The organism is Actinoallomurus purpureus (assembly GCF_024055795.1).
GTDB classification, from domain to species: domain Bacteria; phylum Actinomycetota; class Actinomycetes; order Streptosporangiales; family Streptosporangiaceae; genus Actinoallomurus; species Actinoallomurus purpureus.
Genome location: NZ_JAMXMY010000009.1, coordinates 247,707 through 264,645, shown reverse-complemented (window position 1 = coordinate 264,645; position 16,939 = coordinate 247,707). Strand labels below are relative to the sequence as shown.

At 72.4% G+C, this 16,939-nt stretch carries 12 protein-coding genes; 9 read left to right on the top strand and 3 right to left on the bottom strand.

Annotated elements, in window-relative coordinates; translation table 11 throughout:
* Positions 1-9 precede the first annotated feature (9 nt).
* The 3 genes from NE236_RS18890 to NE236_RS18880 all read left to right on the top strand — a co-directional run bounded on the left by NE236_RS18890 (position 10) and on the right by NE236_RS18880 (position 4,590).
* Positions 10-1,263, top strand: coding sequence for an aminotransferase class V-fold PLP-dependent enzyme (locus NE236_RS18890; RefSeq protein WP_372494385.1), 1,254 nt, complete (start codon positions 10-12; stop codon positions 1,261-1,263).
* A 145-nt stretch (positions 1,264-1,408) separates the two neighbouring features.
* Positions 1,409-4,225, top strand: coding sequence for an SseB family protein (locus NE236_RS18885; RefSeq protein WP_252843335.1), 2,817 nt, complete (start codon positions 1,409-1,411; stop codon positions 4,223-4,225).
* Entirely contained in the window at positions 4,207-4,590 is a 384-nt protein-coding gene (locus NE236_RS18880) for a UCP033725 family protein (RefSeq protein WP_252843334.1), read from the top strand. Before NE236_RS18885 ends, NE236_RS18880 begins: the two co-directional genes overlap by 19 nt.
* 501 nt (positions 4,591-5,091) lie before the next feature.
* On the opposite strand, the gene NE236_RS18875 is transcribed toward NE236_RS18880, so the two are convergent.
* Positions 5,092-5,397: a hypothetical protein gene (locus NE236_RS18875; protein WP_252843333.1), complete on the bottom strand. Its 306-nt coding sequence runs from the start codon at positions 5,395-5,397 to the stop codon at positions 5,092-5,094.
* A 4-nt stretch (positions 5,398-5,401) separates the two neighbouring features.
* On the opposite strand from NE236_RS18875, the gene NE236_RS18870 reads away from it, so the two are divergent.
* On the top strand, positions 5,402-5,713 hold the full coding sequence (locus NE236_RS18870) for a hypothetical protein (RefSeq protein ID WP_252843332.1): 312 nt from the start codon (positions 5,402-5,404) through the stop codon (positions 5,711-5,713).
* A gap of 174 nt (positions 5,714-5,887) precedes the next feature.
* Entirely contained in the window at positions 5,888-6,835 is a 948-nt protein-coding gene (locus tag NE236_RS18865; RefSeq protein ID WP_252843331.1) for a DUF5996 family protein, read from the top strand.
* A 27-nt stretch (positions 6,836-6,862) separates the two neighbouring features.
* Here the strand turns inward: NE236_RS18865 and NE236_RS18860 are convergent, their stop codons facing one another.
* Complete coding sequence (locus NE236_RS18860) at positions 6,863-7,777, bottom strand: TrmH family RNA methyltransferase (RefSeq protein WP_252843330.1); 915 nt, start codon at positions 7,775-7,777, stop codon at positions 6,863-6,865.
* 65 nt (positions 7,778-7,842) lie between these two features.
* A complete protein-coding gene (locus NE236_RS18855) occupies positions 7,843-8,826 on the bottom strand; it encodes an endonuclease/exonuclease/phosphatase family protein (protein WP_252843329.1) in 984 nt (327 codons plus the stop codon).
* Between the two features lie 739 nt (positions 8,827-9,565).
* On the opposite strand from NE236_RS18855, the gene NE236_RS18850 reads away from it, so the two are divergent.
* The 4 genes from NE236_RS18850 (at position 9,566) to NE236_RS18835 (ending at position 16,937) form a co-directional block, all read left to right on the top strand.
* Positions 9,566-11,857: a substrate-binding domain-containing protein gene (locus NE236_RS18850; RefSeq protein WP_252843328.1), complete on the top strand. Its 2,292-nt coding sequence runs from the start codon at positions 9,566-9,568 to the stop codon at positions 11,855-11,857.
* A gap of 189 nt (positions 11,858-12,046) precedes the next feature.
* Positions 12,047-13,543, top strand: coding sequence for an RNA polymerase sigma factor (locus NE236_RS18845; protein WP_252843327.1), 1,497 nt, complete (start codon positions 12,047-12,049; stop codon positions 13,541-13,543).
* Between the two features lie 75 nt (positions 13,544-13,618).
* Positions 13,619-15,307: an AMP-binding protein gene (locus NE236_RS18840; RefSeq protein WP_252843326.1), complete on the top strand. Its 1,689-nt coding sequence runs from the start codon at positions 13,619-13,621 to the stop codon at positions 15,305-15,307.
* Between the two features lie 187 nt (positions 15,308-15,494).
* A complete protein-coding gene (locus NE236_RS18835; protein WP_252843325.1) occupies positions 15,495-16,937 on the top strand; it encodes a sigma-70 family RNA polymerase sigma factor in 1,443 nt (480 codons plus the stop codon).
* Positions 16,938-16,939 lie beyond the last annotated feature (2 nt).

Genomic DNA, 16,939 nt, shown 5'->3' with positions numbered 1-16,939 from the left:
AGGTGCGTCTTGTCCGCTGTCCTCGATCTCCCCGCCGTCGCCCGTCCCACCCTGCGCATCGTGGGCGAAGGCGTCCCCGTCCCCGTGTCCGGCGGCCGCACCGTTCCGTACGCGAACCTCGACTACGCGGCGAGCGCCCCCTGTCTGGAGGCGGTCCGCGACACGCTCGACGCCGCCCTCCCCTACTACAGCAGCGTGCACCGCGGCGCGGGGTACGCGTCGCAGGTGACGACCGACCGCTACGAGCGCGCCCGCCGGGTCGTCCGCGAGTTCGTCGGCGCGTGGCGCCGGGACGCCGTGGTGTTCACCCGCAACACCACCGACGCGATGAACCTCCTCGCGCATGCCCTGCCGCACGGCACCACGGTCGTGGTCTTCGAGTCCGAACACCACGCGAGCCTGCTGCCCTGGACGCGCGGCAACCGGGTCGTACGGCTCCCGGCCCCCGGCTCCCCCGCGGCGGCCGTCGCGGCGGCGGAGGAGGCCCTGGCCGCGGCCCCGGCCGGGCCGCGTCTGCTCGTCGTCACCGCCGCCTCCAACGTCACGGGCGAGCTGTGGCCCGTCGCCGAGCTCGCCGCCGCGGCCCGCGCGCACGGCGCCCGCATCGCGGTGGACGCCGCGCAGCTCGTCCCGCACCGGCCGTTCGACATGGGCGCGCTCGACGTCGACTACGTCGCCTTCTCCGGGCACAAGCTCTATGCGCCGTTCGGTGCCGGCTGCCTCGTCGGCCGCTCCGACTGGCTGCGCGCCGCCGAGCCGTACCTGCTGGGCGGCGGCGCCACGGCGAGCGTCGGCGAGCACGTGACGTGGTCGGCCGACCCGCAGCAGCGGCACGAGGCCGGCACGCCGAACGTCCTCGGCGTCGTCGCGATCGCCGCCGCCTGCGAGGCCCTGACCGACTGGCAAGGTCTCATCGCGGAGGAGGAGCGGCTCCTGCGGCGCCTCCGGACCGGGCTGGCGGCGATCCCCGGCGTACGGGAGCTGTCGCTGTGGGGCGACCGGCACCCGCGCGTCGGCATCGTGTCGTTCGTCGTCGAGGGCCGCGAGTCCCGCGCCGTCGCCACCGCGCTGTCCGAGGAGTACGGCATCGGCGTCCGGGACGGGAAGTTCTGCGCGCACCCGTTCGTCCGGCGGCTCGTCGGTCAGGGGAAGGGCGGCTGCGGCGACGGTGACGGCACCGCGCTGCGGGCCAGCTTCGGCATCGGCACCACCGACGAGCACATCGACCGTCTGCTCGCCGCTCTCAGGCGGCTGGTGGCCTGAAGCGGTCGGTCTTCGCCCTGTTCAGAGTGACGGAAGATACCGATTAGTCCCGAGAAGTCGGATCGACTGGTGGTACTCATGCGCACCGTTGGGTTGCTGCCGGTACGGTGGACACCTTGTGCAAAGAGCTTCCGGGGGGTGGCGAATGACCGACACATGGGAGCCCGCGAACCAACTCGAGCAGCAGATGGGCGAGGTGCTGCGCGCCGGTGACCAGGACGCCTATTTCAGGCTGCTGAGCGCGGCGGAGCTCGTGGTTCCGCTGCCGAAGACCGAGCCGGGCACCCCCGGACAGCCCGCGTTCACGTGGCCGACCAGCACCCACGAGGGCCGTACCCACATCCTCGTCTACACGTCGGTCGAGGCGGTGCGCCTCCGCCTCGGCCCCGGCTACGAGCAGTTCGTACGGATGTCGCTGGCGGAGGTGGCCCGGTCCTGGCCGAACCCGGAGTGGTGGCTCGCGGTGAACTCCGGGCTGCCGATCGAGGGGTACCTTCCCGCCTGGTTCATCGGCGAGATCACCTCCGGACGGCCGCCCGCCGAGCAGATGCCTCTCGCCCAGCGGACGGACTCCGCGCCGGCCGCTGAGGCGTTCCCCGTTCACGAGGCGGCTCCCGCCGCGACAGGGCACGAGACGGGCGTCCGCCCGCACGCCGCGCCCGCCGGGCACGAGACCCCCACGGGCTCCCACGCCGCGCCCGCCGGGCATCGGGCCCCCGCCGCCCCGACCGGGCAGGAGACGGCCGCCGGATCGCATGCCGCGCAGGGCGGACAGTACCCCGCCCCGCCCGCCCAGGGTCCGATGCCGGCCCCTCCGGCGCCTCAAGGCGCCCCGGCAGCCGTGCCGCCGGCCGAACCCGCCGCCCCGGAGCCGAGCTTCACGCCGACGCCGCCCGCGGTCCCCTTCCCGGACGCGCACCATCCGGCCCCCGGCGGACCGCCGCCCGCGCCCCTCCGCGACGCCCCGCCCTACCCCGCGCCTCCCGCGCCTCCCGCGTTCCCGCCGGACGGTCGCGCGCCGGCGCCCGGCCCCGCCACCGCACCACCGGCGCCCGGCCTCAACACCGCACCACCGGCGCCCGGCCTCAACACCGCACCACCGGCGCCCGGCCTCAACACCGCACCACCGGCGCCCGGCTTCGACACCGCACCGCCGGCCGCGGACGCTGTGCCGAGTCCGAACACCGCGCCACCGGCCGGGGAGGTGCCGCCGCCGTACCCCTCGTTCTCGACCGCGAGCGCAGTGCCGCCCGCACCCTCACCCGCACCCGCGCACGGCGCGCCGCCACTGGCCGCCACCGCGCCGCAGCCGGTCATCTCCGGCGACGAGCCGCTGCCCGCCGGCCCCGGCCAGGCGGCCGTTCCTCCCGTACCGCCCCCGGACGCACCCGCACCGCCGCGGACGCGGCCGTCCTCTTCCGACGTGCCCCTCACACCGCACTACACGGCGGACGCCGAGTTCGTCCCGCTGGACGAGGAAGAGCGCGTCCTGTACGACGCCGCCGCGCGCGACGATCGCGAGGGGCTCCTCCGGATCCTCCTGGGCGTGCGCCAGATCTGGGTGCCCATCGTCGAGGGCGGCGACCTCATGCTCGGCCCCGGCCGTCCGGGCTTCCAGTGGTACACCCGGGAGTCCGGCGGACGGACCGTCGTGCCGCTGTTCACCGGACCGAGCCGGATGCGCGAGGTGATGGGCGGCCACCCGTTCGTCCTGTCCGACCTCGCCAAGGTGCTGCGCTTCTGGCCGGACGCGGCGTGGGACCTCGTCATCAACGACGGCTCCCCGATCGGTGCCACGATCCCCGGCGAGCGCATCACCGCGCTGTCGCGCCGCGTCGACGACGACGCCGCCGACCGCCTGGCGGCCGACTTCCCCGCGCAGAACGACGCCGAGCGACGGCTGTTCGAGACGCGGAATGATCCGGACGCGCGGCTGAAGACGCTGCTCGGGGCATCGGTGTTCCTACCAGTGTGGAGCCGTACCCCGCCGACGGTGCAGACGTCGCCGAACGACCCGGCGTTCCCGTGGTCGGCCGTTCCCGTCCGGGGCCGCGCGTCGGTGCTCGTGTTCACCTCCTTCGACTGGATGAAGGAGGCGGTCGGCACCACCGGATTCGTCATGCCGACCTTCGCCGACCTCCTCGCCGGGTGGCCGGAGCCGGGGTGGGACGTCTCGGTCAACCCCGGGACCCCCATCGAGATCGAACTGTCCGGGGAGCAGATTCGGGCGATCGCGTCGCGCCCCGCCGCACACCCCTTCGAACCCGTTCCCGGCGGCCCGTCCCAGGGCGCGCCCGCGGAGCCCCGGCAGGTCTCCATCGCGCCACCTCCGGAGCCCGTGGCGGAGGCGCCGCCCCAGGCACCCGTGACCTTGGTCGCGACGCCACCGGCCGAGCCGCGGACGGCACCGGTCGCGGGCGAGACGACACCGCCCGCACCGCGGCCCGAGGCTCAGGCGGCCCCGCCATCTCCCTCCGACGGCGCGTTCACGATCATGCAGAAGGTCCTGGCGCACGACCAGGTCCCCTGGTACCTCGACAAGGCGTACGACCGGGTCGCCGGCTTCGTGCACCGCGTCCAGGACGTGATCGACCTCAACACGCCCCGTCGGCTGTACGAATGCCTCGGACTGCTCCGCGACGGGTCCCCCTTCACCATCGACGACCCCCAGGTGCACGTCATCCGATGGGCGGCGTACCGATCCGGGCTCTACCGCACCCCGTTCGGCGGCACGAGCGAGGACGCCCTCAAGGAGTGGGGCCAGGACGGGTGGGTGGTGGAGGCGCCACCGTTCACCGGTGACGGCTTCGCCTCCGGCAGCGCGGGGAGCATCCCCGAGTACAAGGCCGAAAGTTTCAGGCTGCCGCACGGTTCGGAGATGTACGTCATCAGCAGCGACGAGTCCGAGCGCTTCGTCGCGAGGTACGACGCGGATCGGCTCGTGTGGGAGAACGAGAAGTGATCAAAGACGGCTATGTCGCTCGATGGCAGGGCACCGACTACGACGCCGTGCCCGGCGTCGACGGTGACGTCCGGCTGTACTCCACCACTCCGGCGGAGGGCTTCACCGAGGTCGGGCCTGGCCGGTTCCTGCAGGTCCTACGCGAAGACGAAGTCGACAGCCTGCGCTACATCCGGACCCGCTGCACCTGGCGCGGCGAGCCGTTCGTCGTCATCGGCGAACACGAGGGGTGGGTGCGCGTCGAGTACAGCGGCGGTCGCGCGCCCGTCGCCGCCACCCTCGAACTCGAGCGCGTGGACATCGGCGTGTACCAGGCCTGGGTGTCCCGCGACGAGATCACCGGGCTTCACCAAGAGCTCATCTAGAGGTTGCTGCGATATAACTCAGTTAGCACGGTTGATTGATCGGCTTTCACGTGATCGCATGATTCGTACCCGGCCCACACGGGTAGGCCGGGGTGGGCGTCTTTACGGTGCGATGGGGAGGTTGTGAGCAGTGCTCGCACGATCGGCACGAAACCCGCTGGTCATCGTTCTCGGCGCAGGGATCGTCCTGATCGTCGGCAACTCACCCCCAGCCCTCGCAGCGGGCGAAACAGGGACCCCAACACCAACGCCTTCGGGCGGGGCGACGACCAAGTCATCCTCGCCGACGACCTCACCCACTCCTACACCGGATCCGACGCTCTCGGTGTCTGTTCTGAACCCTCCGAGCTCAGCCCATCCAGGCTCGAGCTATGCGATGGACGTTCTCGTGACGCCTAAAGGCGGCACAGCCACAGGTGTGGTCCTCAACCTGCGCAGTTCCCAAGCCGCGGTCACCTGTAATGCCACACATGACCGCGCCTACACGCTCGGGCGGCTCTCCTACTCCAGGCACATCTCAATCACGGTTGCCGTTCCGAGCAGCTTCACGAAGGGCACCGTCACCGTTACGGCGTACATCAGTGCTACGAACGCTGCGGAGGCGAGGGGGGTACGGAGCTTCACGGTGAAGAAGCCGACGCCGACCAAGTCGCCGACGCCGAAGGCTACGCATTCGAGCGGGTCGGGCTCGGGGTCCGGCAGTGGGTCCGGATCGGGTACGGGCTCGTCGACTCCGACGGGGAACCTGAACTCCGGCTCCACCGCGAACGGTGCGAACACCTCGCCGTCGACGGCCGCGCAGAACAACGCGGTGCTGCCCCAGATCGGGCAGAACCAGAACCAGACGCAGAGCCCGAACCAGGCGCCGTCCACGGCACCGCTGATCGAGAACGCTGGGAACTCGCAGTCGATGCAGAACGCCGCCGAGGGCCCCGACGTTCTGACGTTCGACAAGCTGGCCAGCACGCAGGCCGCCTGGCTCGCCGCGCTGCTGGTGGCCTTCTCCCTGCTGCTCACCCAGGTGCGGCTCGGCAGGGCGAGCACCCGGAGCGCCAAGGCCGCCGCAAAGCCCAAGGGCGCGCACCGGAAGCTGCGCGGCGGTCTTCCCCGCCGCGCCCGCTGACGGTCCTCACGTAACGAACGGCCCCCGCTCCCGACGACAAGTGTCGGGAGCGGGGGCCGTTTCGCACGCGAGGTCGTTCTGGGCCGCGCGTCACGCGGTCCCGCTGAGGTCAGCGTACGGACTGGGCCTCACCTGGAGAGTCTTGGCGCGACCCGTCCAGGGAATGGTGATCGCATGGAGCTGTTCCCCGCCATGCCGCTGGCCGAATGGCGCGACACCAAGGAGACCCTCCACCGCTTCGCGCAGGTGGTCGGGAAGATCCGGCTCGCCGCCGGCGTCCGGCGTGACCACTGGTGGGGTGTTCCGTTCCACCTGACCGGCCGGGGCCTGACGACGCGGCCGATGGGAAGGGCCGACGGCGGCCCTGTCTTCACCATCGACTTCGACTTCGTCGCCCACCGGCTGGTCGTCACCACCCTGGACGGGCAGGCCGCGTCGTTCCCGCTGTACGGGCGGTCCGTGGCGTCGTTCTACGGCGACACCATGCGGACGCTCGCCGACCTGGGCGTACGCGTGGACATGGCCATCCCGCGGCCGTTCGACCTGCCCGACTCCGGCCGGCCGTTCGCCGAGGACACCGCGCACGCGGCGTACGACCCTTCCCTGGCGACTCGGTACTGGCAGGTGCTCAGCCAGGTGAACCTCCTGCTGGAGGAGTTCGCCGCCGGCTACTCGGGCAAGATCAGCCCGGTCCACCACTTCTGGCACACGTTCGACATCGCGTGCACGCGGTTCTCCGACCGCCGGGTCGACCAGCCGCCCGAGGTCGATCCGGTGACCCGGGAGGCGTACTCCCGTGAGGTGATCAGTTTCGGCTTCTGGTTCGGCGACGAGGCGTTCCCCGAGCCGGCCTTCTACTCCTACACCGCCCCCGAGCCCGCCGGACTGGACGACGAGGCCCTCTCCCCCGCGAGCGCGCGCTGGGTGTCGCAACGAGAGAGTCACCTGGCCGTCCTGCGCTACGACGACGCGCGGGCGGAGGCCGATCCGCGCGCCGCCGTGCTGGCCTTCTACGAGAGCGCCTATCAGGCCGGTGCCCGTCTCGCCGGCTGGGACATCGCCGGGCTCTCTTCACCGGGCGGCGTCACCGACCCGCAGTTGATCGGCCCCACGCCCGGGTGAGTGTCCCCTACGAGCCGGTTGACGGGCTCAGCCGTGCATCAGCTCGTGGCATGCGATGGCGGTGGCGGCGACCACGTTGAGGGAGTCGACGCCGAGCTCCATCGCGCCCGAACTCATCGGGATGCAGACCGGGTGGTCGGCCTCGCTCAGCCAGCGCGAGGACAGCCCGTCGCCCTCCGTGCCGAGCAGGAGAGCGGCCCGTTCCCCCATCGGCACCTTCCGCAGCGGGACGGCCGACTGGTCCGGGGTCAGGGCGAGCAGCGTGAACCCGGCGGCGCGCAGCTCGGCCAGGCCGCCGTGCCAGTCGGTCATCCGCGCGTACGGGATCGCGAAGACCGCTCCCATCGAGACCTTGACCGACCGCCGGTAGAGGGGGTCGGCGCACCGGGGGGAGAGGACGACGGCGTCGATCCCCAGCGCCGCCGCGCACCGGAAGATGGCCCCGACGTTGCCGTGGTCCACCAGGTCCTCCAGTACGAGAATCCGGCGCGGCGGCGAATGCCGCCCCCGCTCTCCGTCGCCGTCGTACCCGGCGACCGCCTCGGCAGGCCGGTCATCGACGTCGTCGCGTGCGAAGGCGCGGCCGGCGGGGGCGTCGCCGGCCAGCACGGCCGCGACCGAGGGGAGGGGGAGGCGCTCCATCGAGGCGAGGGCTCCGCGGTGCACGGCGAACCCGGTGACCGCTTCGACCACATCGTCGTCCGCGACGTACACCGGGGCGTCACCCACCACGTCGGACAGCGACTCGACCCAGCGTCGTGCCGTCAGCAGGGACCGCACCGGATGGCCGGTGGCGACCGCGCGCCGGATGACCTTCTCCCCCTCGGCCATGAAGAGCCCGTGCTCGGCCTCGAGGCTCTTGCGCAGGTTGACGTCGCGCAGGCGCGTGTAGTCGGCGAGCCGCGGGTCGGCAGGGTCGGTGACGGGGATCAGGCGGGCCATGGCCTCAGTATCGCGGGCGCCCTCGCCGGGGACGGCCGCGGCCCGGCGGTGCGTGAGCCTTCCGGTCAGGGCAGCCGCAGGACGGTGAAGAGTGCCCGGTGGTCGCTGCGCGGTTGCGTGTAGACCTTCACCCGCAGCACCGCGCAGCGCCGGTCGGCCAGTACGTGGTCGATGGTGATGGGCGGCCACGGCCGGAACGTCGGCACCAGACCCTGCCCCCTCGCGTCGGCGGCGTCGACGTACCCGCTGTGAATGACCTGCCGCAGCCGCGCGTGGTCGAGGGTGCCGTTGAAGTCGCCGGCGAGGATTCCGACCTGGCCGTGGGGCGTCGGACGAGGCAACCGCCGAAGGTCGTGCGTCCAGGACGTGATGTCCGAGCCGATCGGTGCGGGCGGGTGCACGGCCGTCATCCGCACGGGCGCGGCGCCGGGAACGGCGAGGCTCGCACTGGGCATGGCGGACATCGTCGGCCCCTGCACGGGCTGCCGGGTGAGCGGGTACCGGGCGTACAGTCCGATGCCCGCCGCCCCGGGCAGCGGGTCGAGCACCCGGTACGGGAGAAGGCGGGCGATCCCCGCCTCATCGAGGCGGTAGGCCGCCTCCGGCGTGAACTCCTGCACGCTGAGGACATCGGCGCGCGTGCGGCGGACCAGGTCGACGAGCGTCGCGTCGCCGGCTCGGCCGAACCGCAGGTTCGCGGTGAGGACCCGCAGCTCGGGACCGCTCGCGCGCGGGGCGTCCCCGCCGAACGCGCGCGGCAGCACGATCCCCGCGAGCACCGCGGTGACGACCACGGCGGCGACGAACGCGGTCCGGTCCCGCATCAGTGCGGCGACGCCGAGCGGGAGGACCGCGGCGGCAAGGGCGTACGGAACGACGGCCATCGCGGGGATCAGGACAGGCGTGAGGGAACCGATCCGGTCGGCGCCGGAGAGGCGGGCGAGCGCCCACAGTGCGAAGCAGGCCACGAGGATCCGGGCGACCGCTTTTCTCCCCCGCCGGCGGGCCCGCGGCGGATCGGTCACCGGTGCCGTGAGCGAGTCCGTCATTCGCCGCCTCCCCCGTACCCGTTTCCCTACCACTCTGCCCGATCTCGACGGGAGTCGGACCGACGACGCGCGGGACGTACGGATCCGCAGGCGTGCGTCGGCCCACGCGCTGACCGGACCTGTCGGGGGCCGTGTCGACGTGGGCCGGTCGCGGACCGCGCCGGCGGGCGTCGACGAGGCGGACGGACACGTGACGGGGCACGCTGACGGAGCGTTGACGAGACAGCCGGACGCCGGCCGGAAGCCGTGTCGGCCTGGACCGGCGGCGGACCGCACCGACGGGCCGTTGACGAGACGGCCGGACGATGCTCGGGGGCCGTGTGGAAGCCGACCGGCGGCGGATTGCGCCCCGAGGCGGCCGGGCGCCGGCCGGGGGAGCCGCGTCGATGCGGGCCGACTGCGGGCCGTGTTGACGCGGGTGTTGACCATGCGGCCGGGCCACCGTCACCCGGAACGGTCCAGGTTACTCACCGTGACGACGCCGCCTCGCCGCACCGGTGGCCCGGCGAGTGGGCGGCCCCGGTCGCGGGTCCCCTGTTCCACCAGCGCCTCGGGGGCGGGAGGGCGGACGCCGAGAGCCCGGACGGACGGCGCCGCAGCGGGACACCGCCGGGTTTGCATTGATCTTTACTGGACTGACCTGCGGCATCGACTCATTTGATCATCTTTGTTACGAATTGCGAAGACCGCTACAGTTCCGCTCTACACTCAGCCCTGAGATCCGCGAGATGGGACAGCTGTGAGCCGACGTCGCCGCAACGAGATGCCCCCGAGCGAGACGCCCGGCGACGGCCAGCCCTATCCGCCCCCGGGAGGCGGCCGGCCCATGGGGCACCAGGCGGCCGGTGACGAGCCGGGTTACTTCGGCCCGCGCCCGCCCGAGCCGGGCGGTCCCGGCTACCCTGCGCCCGGTCCGTACGGCGCCGGTGGCCCCTATCCCGGCCCTGCTGAGCGGGACCCCTACGGCGCGGAGCGGGACCCCTACGGCAGCGGCTCCTACGACTCCCCGTCGTACGTCCAGGGCGGCCCGTTCTTCGGCAGGCAGGGCGGCGGCCTCGCCGGGCCTGCGAACGGCCCCGGCCACGGTACCCCCGGACCCGGGCAGGGCCAAGGTGCGGGCGGGCCTGGTCAGGGCCCGGGCGGACAGGGTCGGGGCCGGGGCGCGGACGTCCTGGGCCAGGGTGCGGGCGGGCAGGGCCGCGGGCCGGGAGGAAACGGTCCCATGGGTCCGCGTTCCGGCGGTCCGGGCGGGCCCGACGGCCGTCCGGAGCCTCCGGCCTCCGGCGGAGGACGCCGCCGGGTACAGCGCCGCCGCTCACTCGGCGCCCTGATCGGCCCGCTGGCGGGTGCGATCGGCCTTGCCATCCTGCTCGGCGCGGGCGTGTACGCGCTCGCGGACAGCAGCAAGTGCGGTGGAACCCCCATCGACCTCAAGGTCGCCGCAGCGCCCGACATCGCCCCGGCCATCAGTGACATCGCCACGTCGTTCAACAACGAACGGCACGCCGTCGGCGGCAAGTGCGTCAAGGCGACGGTGAAGTCCTCCGACCCGGCGAGCACGTCCACCATCGTGTCCGGCCAGAGCGCCGTGCCGGGCGACGTGACCCCGGACGTGTGGATCCCGGACTCGTCGCTGTGGCTCACTCTCGTCCGCAGTTCGCCGAAGGGCGCGGCCAGCGTCAACACCACGCCGACGAGCGTGGCCGAGACGCCGCTGGTCGTCGCGACCACACGGACCTTCGCCAACAAGATCCGTGGGCAGGGCGTCCGGCCCACGTGGGACATGCTCCTCAAGGCCACCGACGCCCTCGCCGCTGGCGCGGTCAGCAAGAACGACATGCTCCCGGCCGACTCCGTGCACCTGCAGATCCTCGACCCGACGCGCACCGCCGGGGGGCTGGGCGCGGTCGTCATGACCCGGATGCTGCTCCAGGGCGACCCGAACGCCAACGCGATCTTCACGCAGATCACGCGCAAGGTGCAGAACAGCATCTCTCCTAACAACCAGGCGTTGTTCGCCAGCTTCCACCGGAACCTGCACGGCCGGGCGCCCGTCGTGATCGCCCCGGAGCAGGCGGTGTGGAAGTACAACCAGGGCAAATCCGCCGCACCGGCCAGCGCCATCTATCCCAACGAGGGCATGCTCAGCCTCGACCACCCCTTCGCGCTGACGACCAACGACGACACGAAGCTCCGTGCGGCGGCGCTGCTGGAGAAGGCGATGAACTCCGAGCAGGCCCACGCCGCGGTGCACGCCCTCGGGTTCCGCACCCCCGACGGGCGGGCCGGCACCGAGTTCGGGAGTGCGAGCGGACTGAGCCCCCGCATCCCCCGGGCCCTGCCGACGCCGAGTTCGGGTGACGTCACCGACGTCATGCAGGCATGGACGAAGCTGTCGCTGCGCACGCGGATGCTGACGCTCCTCGACGTTTCCGGGTCGATGGTCCAGCCGGTCGGCAAGGGCGTCACCCGGATGGAGGCGACGGCCCAGGTCGCCCAGGGCGGGCTCGCGATTTTGCCCGACGACACCGACCTGGGGTTGTGGACGTTCTCCACGAAGCTGCAGGGCTCCCAGGACTACCGGACCGAGGTGCCGATCGGCCCGCTGTCCACCCGGCTCGGGTCGGGGACGCGCCGGCAGGCGATCCTCAGCGCGCTGGGCCGTGTCCGGCCGAAGCCCGACGGAGACACGGGCCTGTACGACTCAGTGCTGGCGGCGTTCCGGTCGATGAAGAACAGCTACAAGCCGGGCTACTACAACACCGTGCTCGTGCTCACCGACGGCAAGAACGACGACGCCAACGGCATCTCGCTGAGCAACCTGCTCCGGACGCTGAAGAAGGAGAACGACCCGAACGAGCCGGTCATGGTTCTCTTCATCGGCTTCGGCCCGGACGTCGACATGGCCTCGATGCAGAAGATCGCCGCGGAGACCGACGGGGCGGCGTACCAGGCGATGAAACCGCAGGAGATCCAGCGGATCTTCCTGAACACGGTCGCCCGCCGCATCTGCGCACCCGATTGCCACTGAACTGCTGTAACCCGGCTCTGCGCCATGCCCGCCGAGCCGGGCCGAAAAAATCCGAGATTCTCCCGGTGATCCTGTGAACCAAGGTCTCCGGAGCGGCGTCTCTCTTGTGGAGGCCCGACGGGAGCGGGGCGTCGGGCCTCCTTCTCATTTCCGGGGGCGCGTCCGACACCACACCTCCTGGAGGTCGCTGTGGCCGGTTGGCCCAGTCTCGGTCGCGTCGATGACCGCCGGTTGGCGCAGGAGCTGCGCGCCGGCGATGCAACGGCGCTCGCGCAGATCCACGACATCTACGCGCCACGCCTGTTCGACTACTGTCACGCGCTGCTGCGCGACGAGGACCTCGCGGCGGATGCGCTCCGCGACTCCCTGATCGCCGCGCTGCTGCACATCGACAAGCTGCGTGAGCCGGAGCGGTTCCGCAGCTGGCTCTACACGATCGTGCGCAACGCGTGCCTGCGGCGTCTGCGAGACGAGCAGACGCCCGAACAGCGGCACCCCGCCGCCGAGGAGGCCGACGACACGTTCCTCGACGCCGAGGAGCGCCAGCGCCGCATGGAGACCCGGCGGCTCGTGCACAGTGCCCTGGCCGGCCTGCCGGGCCGCCACCGCGAGGCGGTCGACCTGGCCGTGCGCCACGAGCTGTCCGCCGAGGAGCTGACCGGCGTCCTGGGCATCTCCTCGCAGCAGGCGCTCGAGCTGGTGGCCGAGTCGCGCGACGAGCTCGACAACGCCCTCGCCGCCGCCATCATCGCGCGGACGGGCCGGGGCGACTGCCCGAGCGTCGCCGCGCTGGTGGACGAGCACGACTGGCCGCTGCCGCCGGAGGTCTCCCGCAAGCTCATGCGCCACATCGGCTCGTGCCCGACCTGCCGGGACCGACGCAAGCGCAAGGTCTCGACGAACCGGCTCCTGCAGGTGATGCCGGTCGCGGCGCCGCCCTCGCGTCTGCGCGGGACCGTGCTGTCGCTGGCGGCCGCCCCCGACCAGCATGAGGCCCGTGCGCTCATCGCGCAGCGCGCGGAGCCGTTCGACGCCTGGGGCTGGCCGACGAGCGTGGATCACATCCGGCCGGACCGCGAGGACGCCCGGCGGGGGGTGCCGCGCCTGTGGCCGGCCGTGGGCGCGGCCGCGTGCGTCCTCCTCGTGGCCGGGGCCGTCTTCCTCGTCACGGGCGGCTCGTCCGCACAGCATCCGTCCGGTGCCCGGCGTCCCATCGCCGCCGGAACGAGCGCCGGTCCATCCGACAGCCCCTCGTCCAGCGACGACCCGGGCTCGCCCGAGCCGACGGCGAGCAGTACGACGCCGACACCCACGCCGACGCGTACGACGAGAACCCCGGCACCGAAGCCGTCGACGACCAGGGCACGGCCGACGCCGAAGCCGACGCGCACGAGGAAGCGGACGCCGAAGCCCCTTCCCGGCAGGCTCACGGTGGCCGCCACCGGCTCGGGCGACACGCGCACCGTCACCCTGACCGCCGACGGCGGCACCGTCGACTGGACGGCGAGCCCCGGCCCGTACGTCTCGATCGCCGGTCCCGGCCACGGGAGGCTCACGGCGGGGGCCTCGGTGGTCCTGACCGTCACGGCCGACACGGCGGGCGCGTGCGCGGCCACACCCCCGGTCGAGCGGTCCGATGTCTCGTTCTCCCCGAACGGTGCGGTCGCGCTGACCTGGACCTGCTGACGCGCCGCGCCGGACGCCGAAGTCCCCGTCGCGGGTCCTTACGCGACGGGCGGCCGGAGTGCCAGGATGCGGCCCATGACTCCTGACGTGGCCACTTTCCAAGCCGCCCGCGACTTCCTGCTGGCGAACGCCGAGGACTACGAGACCGCCTACCGGGACTTCCGCTGGCCCGACGTCGCCGGGTTCAACTGGGCGCTGGACTGGTTCGACGGCGTGCTGGCCGCGCAGACCCCCGACCGGCCCGCCCTGTGGATCGTCGAGGAGGACGGCTCGGAGGTGAAGCTGACCTTCGCCGAACTCGCCGAGCGGTCCCGCCGGGTCGCCGGGTGGCTGCGGGCCCGGGGCGTGCGGCGGGGCCACCGGATCCTGCTCATGCTCGGGAACCAGGTCGAGCTGTGGGAGACGATGCTGGCGGCGATGAGGCTCGGTGCCGTCGTCGTCCCCGCGACCACCCTGCTGACCCCCGACGACCTGCGCGACCGGATCGACCGGGGCGGCGTCTCCCACGTCGTGACGGGGGCCCCCGACACCGCGAAGTTCGCGGGACTGACGGGCGAGTGGACGAGGATCTGCGTGGGCGCGGCCGAGGGCTGGCTGACGTACGGCGACGCCTACAAACACGAGCCGTACGACGGGGCCGGCGAGACGGCGACCCACGCCGGCGACACGCTGCTGCTCTACTTCACCTCCGGGACGACCGACCGGCCGAAGCTCGTCGAGCACACGTACGCGTCGTACCCCGTGGGGCACCTGTCGACGATGTACTGGATCGGTCTGCGCCCCGGCGACGTGCACCTGAACGTCTCGTCGCCGGGCTGGGCCAAGCACGCCTGGAGCAACGTCTTCGCGCCGTGGAACGCCGGCGCGTGCGTGCTCGTGTTCAACTACACGCGGTTCAGCGCGCCCGCGCTGCTGGAGGTCATGCGGCGGTGCGAGGTGACGACGTTCTGCGCGCCGCCGACGGTGTGGCGCATGCTGATCCAGGAGGATCTGCGGTCGTGGCGGCTGAGCCTGCGCACCGCCGTCGCGGCGGGCGAGCCGCTCAACCCCGAGATCATCGACCAGGTCCGCGAGCAGTGGGGCCTGACCGTGCGCGACGGCTACGGCCAGACCGAGACCACGGCGCAGGTCGGTAACTCCCCCGGGCAGCCGCTGAAGCCCGGTTCGATGGGCCGTCCCCTGCCGGGCTACCGGATCGCGATCATCGATCCGGTGACCGGGGAGCCCGCCGAGGAGGGCGAGGTGTGCATCGACCTGGCCGAACGCCCGCTCGCGCTGATGGCGGGGTACCGCGACGACGCCGGGCGTACGGACGAGGCGATGAGCGGCGGCCACTACCACACCGGTGATGTCGCCTCCAGGGACGCCGATGGCTACATCACGTTCGTCGGGCGCACCGACGACGTCTTCAAGGCCTCGGACTACAAGATCTCTCCGTTCGAGCTCGAGAGCGTGCTGCTGGAGCACGACGCGGTGGCCGAGGCCGCCGTGGTGCCCGCCGCCGATCCGGTGCGCCTGGCCGTGCCGAAGGCGTACGTCTCTCTGGCCGCCGGCCATGAGGCGACGGCCGAGACGGCGCGCTCGATCCTCGCCCACTCCCGGGTGCGGCTGGCCCCGTACAAGCGCGTGCGGCGGGTGGAGTTCGGTGAACTGCCGAAGACGATCTCCGGGAAGATCCGCCGCGTCGAGCTTCGGGGCCTGGAGGGCGAGGAGCGCCGCGCCGGAGAGTTCCGCGAGGAGGACTTCCCGGACCTGACGTCCTGAGCGGTTCCGATCACTCAGCGTCAGGGTTTCTTGCACGACACCGAAACTAATAACTCACCGTTGTCGCTTATGCCACATTTGCGATCAAAACTGGCCTATCGGCAGGCTTTTAGTGGCAGGATGCGTAAACCACAGAGGCCCCTGGGGCGTCTGCGTCCTTTTTCGGCGAGCAGCAACGGGAGGATCAGTGGCCGGGTGGCCGATCATCGACAGGGCCGATGACCAGCGGCTGGCACAGGCCCTGCGAGCGGGCCACACGTCCGCCATGGCGGAGCTGTATGACGCCTACGCAGCACGGCTGTACGACTACTGCCACGTGCTGCTCCGCGATCAGGACCTGGCAGCCCAGGGCCTGACCGACTCCCTGATCATCGTGCAGGAACGGATCACCGGACTGCCCGACCCCCGGCTGTTCCGGGGATGGCTGTACGCCGTCACCCGGGCCGAGTGCCTGCGCCGCCGCGCCGAGAGCGGGATCCCCGAGGACCGGCAGAAGGCGCGTGAGGCCGAAGGGCTCGTGGAGACCGACGAGTCCACGCGCCGGCTGGTGCACGCCGCCCTGATGGCGCTGGGCGGCCAGCAGCGGGAGATACTCGACCTGACGCTGCGGCACGAGCTCGACCCGCACGAGCTCGCCGAGGTCCTCAGCACGACGCCGCAGAAGGCGTCGGTGCTCATCGAGCAGGCCCGCAACGACCTGGACGACGCGTTCGCCGCCGTCGTCGTCGCGGCGACCGGGCGCGACGACTGCCCGAGCATCCCTGCGCTGGCTGGTCCGGTGGGCCGGCCGCTGGACGCCGAGACCTGCGGCAGGCTGGCCCGCCACATCGGGAACTGCCCGATCTGCGGGCTGCGCGCGAACCGGAAGGTGGCGACCGCCCGCCTGCTGCACGCGATGCCGATCGCCGCCGTACCGGCCGACCTGCGCGAACGGGTGATGGGCACGGCGACCGCACCGCAGTACGCCGACATGCGGGCGACGATCGCGATGCGATCCGACCCGCCGCGCCGCGCGGCCGACCACGACCCCGAAGACGAGCCGCGCAGGAAGGCGGGGGTGTGGGTCGCCGTCGGCGCGGCCGCCTTCGGCGTCATGTTCCTCGCGGGGATCCTCCTCCTGCTGCCCGGCTCGGGCGGCAAGGAGAACTCCGGGAACCAGGCCATCGCCGCCCCGCCCAGCGGCTCGCCGAGCGATGATCCGTCCGAGTCGTCCCCCGCGGGCGCGACCCCGACCAAGACCAAGACGTCGCACACCCCCACGCCGACGCCCACACCGGGCAAGAGCAAGACCCCGAAGCCGAAGCACACCAAGCCCGCGACCACGGGGCCGGCCCCGACGACGCCCGGCTCACCGCCCTCGTCCGCCCCGGGGACGCTGGCCGTCTCCGGATGCGACATGCGTTACTCGAGCCACTGCAAGGTGACGGTGACCGCGCAGGGCGGCCCCGTGAACTGGGCCGTCGCCCGCACCAGCGGGGCGATGCGCGCCAGTGGCAGCGGCGACCTCGGCACCGGAGAGTCGGCCTACGTCACCGTCTCGCGCACCTACGCGGGCATCTGCATCGGCAGCGGCAGCGGCACGGTGTCCTTCACCTCCGGCGCGTCGGCCGATGTGCGGTGGAGCTGCTGAAG

Coding starts and splice junctions, on each gene's coding strand:
- NE236_RS18885 (WP_252843335.1), top strand. CDS start 1,409: ATGACCGACACATGGGAGCCCGCGAACCAACTCGAGCAGCAGATGGGC.
- NE236_RS18865 (WP_252843331.1), top strand. CDS start 5,888: ATGGAGCTGTTCCCCGCCATGCCGCTGGCCGAATGGCGCGACACCAAG.
- NE236_RS18860 (WP_252843330.1), bottom strand. CDS start 7,777: ATGGCCCGCCTGATCCCCGTCACCGACCCTGCCGACCCGCGGCTCGCC.
- NE236_RS18855 (WP_252843329.1), bottom strand. CDS start 8,826: ATGACGGACTCGCTCACGGCACCGGTGACCGATCCGCCGCGGGCCCGC.
- NE236_RS18840 (WP_252843326.1), top strand. CDS start 13,619: ATGACTCCTGACGTGGCCACTTTCCAAGCCGCCCGCGACTTCCTGCTG.